This is a genomic window from Nitrospirae bacterium CG2_30_53_67, assembly GCA_001873285.1.
Lineage (GTDB): Bacteria > CG2-30-53-67 > CG2-30-53-67 > CG2-30-53-67 > CG2-30-53-67 > CG2-30-53-67.
Window position 1 is genome coordinate 1 of sequence record MNYV01000031.1, and the last position, 6,488, is coordinate 6,488.

Genomic DNA, 6,488 nt, shown 5'->3' on the forward strand with positions numbered 1-6,488 from the left:
CCCATCACCTCATGATCGGTATGACAATCAATGCAGTCAAGCTTATATTCACAGCGGGTGAAAAGGGTCATGGGGACATAGTAGTCCTGCAGACGCAGGGCCTCGCCTGAGAGACCGGCCGTCTCATCGAGGTCGGTCCTTTTGTCAAACTGCATGGTGAAGAGGGAATGAACCCCCCGGTTATGGCAATGATTGCACTGCGAATAGGGGATTTTCAGGGTCAGGCGGTGAAACGACCCGTGGCCGGGCTCGTCCCGCCGGATCGTGGGATCGCCGCCCCGGTAATAGGCTTCCTTGTCATACAGATAGTGACAGGAAGAGCAGCCCGATGCCCTAAAAAGGTAGGGTTGATCCACGCCCCGGCTCCAAAGATGGCATTGATCCGCGCAATGCTGATGGAGTTCTGTGTCCACACGATGTCCCGAAAAGGTATACTCGGCTCCCGTGGGATCCGTACGGATCATCTTTCCCTCTGAATCCGCCGGCAGATCGGACGCTCGGGTATAAGGCAAGGGCCGCAAAGCGGATACGGTTTTCTCCCTGTCCACAGGCTCTTTCCCCCGGATGCCGGCAACTCCATACAAGGGGCGAAGGCTTTTCTGAGCGCCGAAGCTGTAGCGGGGATTGGCAATCTCGCCTGCCTTGGTGGCCATGATCGTGGTCTTGACCCGCTGGATGTGATTTCTCTCCTCCAGAGGATCGCCCTGGTGGCAGGCCGTGCCGTCCGGCATGGTCCTGCCGCAGCCCTGGTCCGCCACACGAAAATCCGAAGGGTTTCCCCCGCCGATCAGCCCATCATGGGCCGCAGGGAGGGATACGGAAAGCGGATCGCCGCCATGACAGATGCTGCATCCGAAGGTCTCCACGGGATGGGAGTCGCTGATCGGCTCGATGCCGATATGGCACGAGGTGCACCTTTCTTTTTTCCCGTCTTTCAGAACCACCTCCTGAAGGCCGGGAAGGTCCCGCTTAAGGGCCAGACGCAGGTCGAGGATCTTATCCCTTTCCTCACCTGAAAGGCCGCCCGCCTCGAGGGCTTGAAGCTCATGCAACCTTCGGTTCTTATAGATCTCCTGATAGATCTTGTACGGTTTGTTCCCTTCCTGGACCATGGCCCAAAGGATCGTAAGCAGAACAAGGACCACGAGGATGAGCAGGGTTTCAGGGTACCGGTTCATGAACTCACCTGAAAAGATTGAAAAACGTCATGACGGCAATCAAGAGCAAAACCAACGACAGCAGCGCAAGGGGGATCAGCCTCCGCTTGAGCGGCGCCGGCCCTTCCTCGGCCTCCCCAGCCTGAAAGAACGGAAGCGCCATCAGCAGGAGGAATGCCGCCAGCGGAATCAGGACCCCGGCCGCGAGCGGAGGGAGATGGCGGAGGAGTTCCTGCACCCAGGCGAAAATCCATGGGGCGCTTACATGGGGAGGCGTGGCCGTCGGGTCGGCCATCCCGCCCAGGGGCGCGGGCATGAACAGGGCGAGGGCCATCAGGGCCGCCGAAGCGGCCAGCATGGATAGAACCTCCATCCTGACCAGGATGTCCCTGGAGACGTATTGAGGTTCCTGCTCTTTCTTTTGTTCCATTTCCTTCTTCCTAACCCGGCATAGCCGGAACCAAACAGGATTCGAGGGTTCAAGGGGTCACAGCGGTCTTCCCGTCCATCCCAGTTTGCTGACCTTCCAAAAATGATAGATCATAAAACAGACGACCGTGATGGGAAGCACCACGCAGTGCCAGAGATAGATCCGCTGTATGGAGCCCTGCCCATAGATGGAAGTCCCGGTCAGGACCCGGTGCAGCGCCTCGCCCGCATAGGGGATCTCCTTGAGGACTCCCAGCGCCACAAACCCCGCCCAGAAGGTCTCCCTGTCATCACGGAGAAGGTATCCGCTGAAATCCATGATGAGCGCCAGGGCCATCATGGTCATTCCCACAACCCAGATCCACTGCTTGGCCCCCTGGTAGGAACCGGTCAGGGCCACACGGATCATATGGAACAGGATCAGGATGACCATCCCCTGTCCGCCCCAGTAATGAAGATTCCGGATCAGGCCCCCGTAGGGGACAAATTCCGTGATCTCCCGAACCGAAAGGTATGGAGAGGCATCTCCGGGACGGTAATAGAACATCAACAAAATACCGGTGACCAGGAGAACAAGAAAAAAATAAAAGGCGAGGCCCCCCAGACAGAACGTGAAAGTGAGCCGGATGCGCTCTCTGGGAATCAGAGGGGGATGGAGATGAAAAAGAAAGGCGGCCATGCCGCTGTGATCTTTTTTCCTTGGCTTAAAAATCTCGCAGACCTCCATCTCTCAGGAAGGGCGGAGCTTTATTGACGGACTTGAGACGACCCTTCCGGTACGGTGTGCTTGATGCCGGATGACGGATCCCTTTTAGATTCGAAAATCTTCAGGAACCGGTTTCAGGATGTCGGCAATTATTTCATTCTTCTGATTTTTTGTCAAGAGAACGTGTTGGAGCGGCTTTCTGGCGGGCCCGGAGACAAAACGTCCGGAAAGTTCAAAACGACTTCCGTGGCAGGGACATTCGAAGAGTCTGATCGCTTCGTTCCAGCGGAAACTACAGCCCAGATGGGGGCAGTCCCCCTTCAGTGCAAAGAGTCCATTTTCATCACGGACCAGATAGACCCCCTGGATCTTGGCCACCCCGCCCATGGGAAAATCTTCAGAACGCCCCACGGAAAACCGACTGGGCGCATCTTCCTTCCGGCCCATGGAGAGAAAGGCCTGAACCATCCTGGAAATACCGAGAAAGGAGAGGAGGGAAAATGAGAGGGTTCCCCATTTGAGGAACCCTCTCCTGCTGAGATGGGTCCCCCGCTCTACAGGAAATGCATGATTGAAGGAATTCTGAGGGGTGATTCTTTCAATGCTTTGCAGTAGGCATTCCTGATGTGCGGGATTCCCTCCGGGCAGCTTTGAATTCTGGTTTCGGGAACCTTGGGTCATAAAAAACTCCGGGACTCTTGCTCCCCTCTATGAGCCATGGGCTATCCATGACCTGATACCATCGGCCCTTAGATGTAATAGATGGCCGGTCCGGTCCCCTTCTCTTTTAGTTTCACATGGTGTTTGTGCTTGGCCAGGAGCTTGGAAACTTCGCTCTTGGGATCATGGATATCCCCGGCCTGCCTGGCGCCGGTCATGCAGGTATGAACGCAGGCCGTGTCCAGACCGGCCTTGAGCCGGTGCTCACAGAAGGAGCACTTGTCCACCTTGCCTTTTTTCTCGTCGTAGTATCGGGCATGGTATGGACACGCAGCCATGCACGCCTTGCAGCCGATGCAACGATCCGGGTTGATGGCAATGATCCCGTTCTCCTCTTGGTAGGTGGCCTCGGTGGGGCAGGCCGCAACACACGGCGGATTCTCACAGTGCATGCAGTTCCCCGGTTCAAAATCCATTTTGAGATCCGGGAATTTCCCGTTGGGCCCGTGCTCATAGACCCAGGCTCGGCTGTGCCCGACGGGGACGCCGTTTTCGGCCTTGCAGCCCACCATGCAGGCATTGCAGTCAATGCACTTCGAAAGATCAATGACAAAGGCATAACGTTTATTTTTATTCTCGCTCATAATAGACATCCCTTTCTACACAGCAGCCTTGGATACGGTGACCATGGTTTGAGAAAGCGCCTGGGACCCGCTGACACGATCGCTGATACTCTCATGCACGTCGGAGTCGAGCGCCCCTTTGCCGTAAGCGGTGGACAGCCCTTTAGCCTTGTGACCAAAACCGAAATTCATCCAGACGCAGTCCGGACGGATCCCTTCTGTAACTTTTGCCTTGAGTGTCACCTTCCCGACCTTGCTCTCTACGGTGACCATGTCCCCGTCTTTGATCCCCCGGGACGATGCCGACGCCGTATGGATCCAGAGATGATTTTCGGGGACGAATTCGGCCAGCCACTGGTTGTTCTGCGTGGAGGACTGGGTATGGTGGGCCACCTTGCCTGAAAGGAGATAAAACTGATTCGCCTCGGGTTTGGGCAGGTCCTTCCACTTCGGGACCGCATCAAACCCGACCTGGCTGAGAGGAGCGGAAACAATTTCTATCTTCCCGCTGGGCGTCTGGAAGACATCCTTCTCAGGCTTCTTGCCCTCCTCATGCCGGGCAGGAACCTCGTAATATCCCTTCTTCTTCAGATCGTCCAACGTGACCTTGAACGGCTTCAACTGGGCATTGAGATACTCGTCTTCGTTTTTGTAATTGAAGAACTCATTCAGACCGACCCGGTCCCCCAGCAGTTTGAAGATCTCGAGTCCGGACTTGGTGTCGTAGAGCGGCGGCACCACCGGCTGCCTCAGGAAGACCTTGCTGCCGGCCACGCTCAAGGGATCGTACCGTTCCAGATAACTACTTTCCGGAAGGATCACGTCCGAGTAGAAGGCCGTGTCATTGGGGATGATGTCAATGGTGACGATCAGGTCCAGATTCTTGATGGCCTCCAGGGTCTTGGCCCGGTCGCAGAGCGACATCATGGGGTTCTGCCGGTAGATCAGCCACCCCTTGGCCTGATAGGGCTTGCCCCGAAGAATAGCGTCCCGCAGTTCCTGGAACACACCCAGGTTGAGCGGAACCAGGGGATACCTCATGGGAACCGCATCGAGGCGCATGGCAGAGATCCTGGGATAAGGAGGCTGCGGAATGACGCCAAGCTCCATGCCTCCCTCTCCTCCTGCGGGCATCAGCCCGCCCGGCTGTTTCCAGTTTCCCACCAGGGCATTCAGGATCGCGATGGCCCGTTCGGCCTGGAAGGAATTCAGCGTATTGGAAGTCCTCCAGTTGGGATGGGCGAATGCCGCCGGAGCCGCCTTGGCAAAACCCCTGGCCACCTGCACAATCTTCTTGGCCGAGATATCGCATTCCTTTTCGGCCCACTCAGGCGTATACTCCTTTATCCCCTTTTCCAGTTCGTCAAAACCCTGGGTATATTCATCAACGAATTTCTTATTGTAGAGTTTTTCCTTGATGATGACATGGTTCAACGCCAGGAAGAAGGCGAGATCCCCGCCCGGCCGGACCGGCAGCCATTCCGATGCCTTGGCGGCGGACTTGCTGTACCTCGGGTCGAGCACGACCACGTGGGCGCCTCTCTCCACGGCCGCCATAAAATCCTGCGTCTCGGAGTTGGCGATCCCTTCCAGGAGGTTCCGGCCGTTGTAAATGATGTACTTGGTATTCGGGTAATCCCCGCCTACGGCCTCGGTCCCGTAGGTCATGGTGAACCCCATAACCATGGCATTGAAACAGAGGCTCCTCTGGGTCCCGTAATTGGGCGTCCCATAGGCCTGCAGGAGATTCTCAAACTGCAATTGCGCCAGATTGTGGGTGGAACTCATGACCATGGCCTCAGCGCCATGCTGCTCCTTGATCTTCTTCATGCCTTCGGCCACATAGTCCAAGGCCTCATCCCATGAGACTTGTTTGAATTGACCGGACCCTCTTTCCCCTACTCGCATGAGCGGGCTCTTGAGCCGGTCCGGATCGTAAAGGGTCATGATCCCGGCATTCCCTTTGGGGCAGAGCCTGCCTCGGGAGTTGGGATGCTCCGGATTGCCTTCCAACTTGTAGGCCACCCCGTCCCGCACCTTGGCGATCAGGCCGCACCGCCAGACACACATCTCGCAGATGGACGGGATCTCAACATTCTTCCCGCCGGACGTATCGGCGCCCTCTTCGGCCATGGCCAAAGACCGGAATCCCGTGAGGTTCGACACCATCACGCCGGCCGCGATCGTCCCGGCACTGGCCCCGAGAAAACGACGGCGAGTCACCCCCTTTTGAAAAGTCTCATTCTCATACCTTCTTGACTTCATTGAATACCTCCTCGAATGGATCGAGTTCCACTGGATGATTAAGGTTCCTATATTCCAGAACCATGAAGTTCTTCATAAACCTGGCCAGGACCCTGTAATAGGGTTCATGGCTGTTGGATTGAATCCGCCCGCAGTACTCAGGCAGCCAGTTTAAGATATGCTCCTCAATAAAACTCAGTTCCCTTTCTCGAAGCAGTCCGCGCGCCTCGGTCTCGCCCTCATCAGCGGCCCTCTTCTCTCCAAGACAGAGAAAACGGAGGTATTCCATCTGCGTGAGGATATGATCAGGGAGTTCTCCTCCCTCCCGGACCGTAAGGCCGTCCTCGGCATAGATGGAGCGGCAATCCAGGGCAGCTTTACCCATCACCCTCCCCTCCTGGTAGAACGATTCGTAGGGCGGGGCCACAAGAGTGGGAAAGGCATTGACAAAAAGCCTGGTATGCTCAGCGGCCAGTCTGGTCAGCGTCCCGGCCTGGTCCTCATCCTCCTCAAATGCCCTAAGGAGTCCCCGGATCTCTTCCATCAAATCGGGCCTGAGACAACACCGGGCGGAGATTCCGCAACACTCCTGCACCGTATTTAACAGACGCTCCAGCAGCCGGCCCCCGCACTCCTCGGCGCCGGATGAGACGTCATCCGGCGGACGGA

General features: G+C 56.7%; 7 protein-coding genes. All 7 read right to left on the minus strand.

Annotated elements, in window-relative coordinates; genetic code table 11:
- Positions 1–1,178, minus strand: a 1,178-nt coding sequence (locus tag AUK29_01715) for a hypothetical protein (GenBank protein ID OIP65974.1), incomplete at its 3' end; no start/stop codon positions are given.
- Positions 1,179–1,182: 4 nt separating this feature from the next.
- Positions 1,183–1,587 (minus strand): hypothetical protein, encoded by a 405-nt coding sequence (locus AUK29_01720; protein OIP65975.1) that lies wholly within the window; start codon positions 1,585–1,587, stop codon positions 1,183–1,185.
- 57 nt (positions 1,588–1,644) lie between these two features.
- Positions 1,645–2,265: a hypothetical protein gene (locus AUK29_01725; GenBank protein OIP65976.1), complete on the minus strand. Its 621-nt coding sequence runs from the start codon at positions 2,263–2,265 to the stop codon at positions 1,645–1,647.
- Between the two features lie 132 nt (positions 2,266–2,397).
- Positions 2,398–2,973, minus strand: coding sequence for a hypothetical protein (locus AUK29_01730; protein OIP65977.1), 576 nt, complete (start codon positions 2,971–2,973; stop codon positions 2,398–2,400).
- Between the two features lie 68 nt (positions 2,974–3,041).
- Positions 3,042–3,596, minus strand: coding sequence for a 4Fe-4S ferredoxin (locus AUK29_01735; GenBank protein OIP65978.1), 555 nt, complete (start codon positions 3,594–3,596; stop codon positions 3,042–3,044).
- Between the two features lie 15 nt (positions 3,597–3,611).
- Complete coding sequence (locus AUK29_01740; GenBank protein ID OIP65979.1) at positions 3,612–5,840, minus strand: transcriptional initiation protein Tat; 2,229 nt, start codon at positions 5,838–5,840, stop codon at positions 3,612–3,614.
- Positions 5,821–6,488 (minus strand): hypothetical protein (locus AUK29_01745; protein ID OIP65980.1); only part of this gene is annotated, 668 nt, incomplete at its 5' end. The genes AUK29_01745 and AUK29_01740, both read right to left, overlap by 20 nt.

What these genes read in the sequence shown, in the direction of transcription:
- AUK29_01730 (OIP65977.1), bottom strand. Translation starts at nt 2,973, where the DNA reads ATGACCCAAGGTTCCCGAAACCAGAATTCAAAGCTGCCCGGAGGGAAT.
- AUK29_01725 (OIP65976.1), bottom strand. Translation starts at nt 2,265, where the DNA reads ATGGCCGCCTTTCTTTTTCATCTCCATCCCCCTCTGATTCCCAGAGAG.
- AUK29_01740 (OIP65979.1), bottom strand. Translation starts at nt 5,840, where the DNA reads ATGAAGTCAAGAAGGTATGAGAATGAGACTTTTCAAAAGGGGGTGACT.
- AUK29_01720 (OIP65975.1), bottom strand. Translation starts at nt 1,587, where the DNA reads ATGGAACAAAAGAAAGAGCAGGAACCTCAATACGTCTCCAGGGACATC.
- AUK29_01735 (OIP65978.1), bottom strand. Translation starts at nt 3,596, where the DNA reads ATGAGCGAGAATAAAAATAAACGTTATGCCTTTGTCATTGATCTTTCG.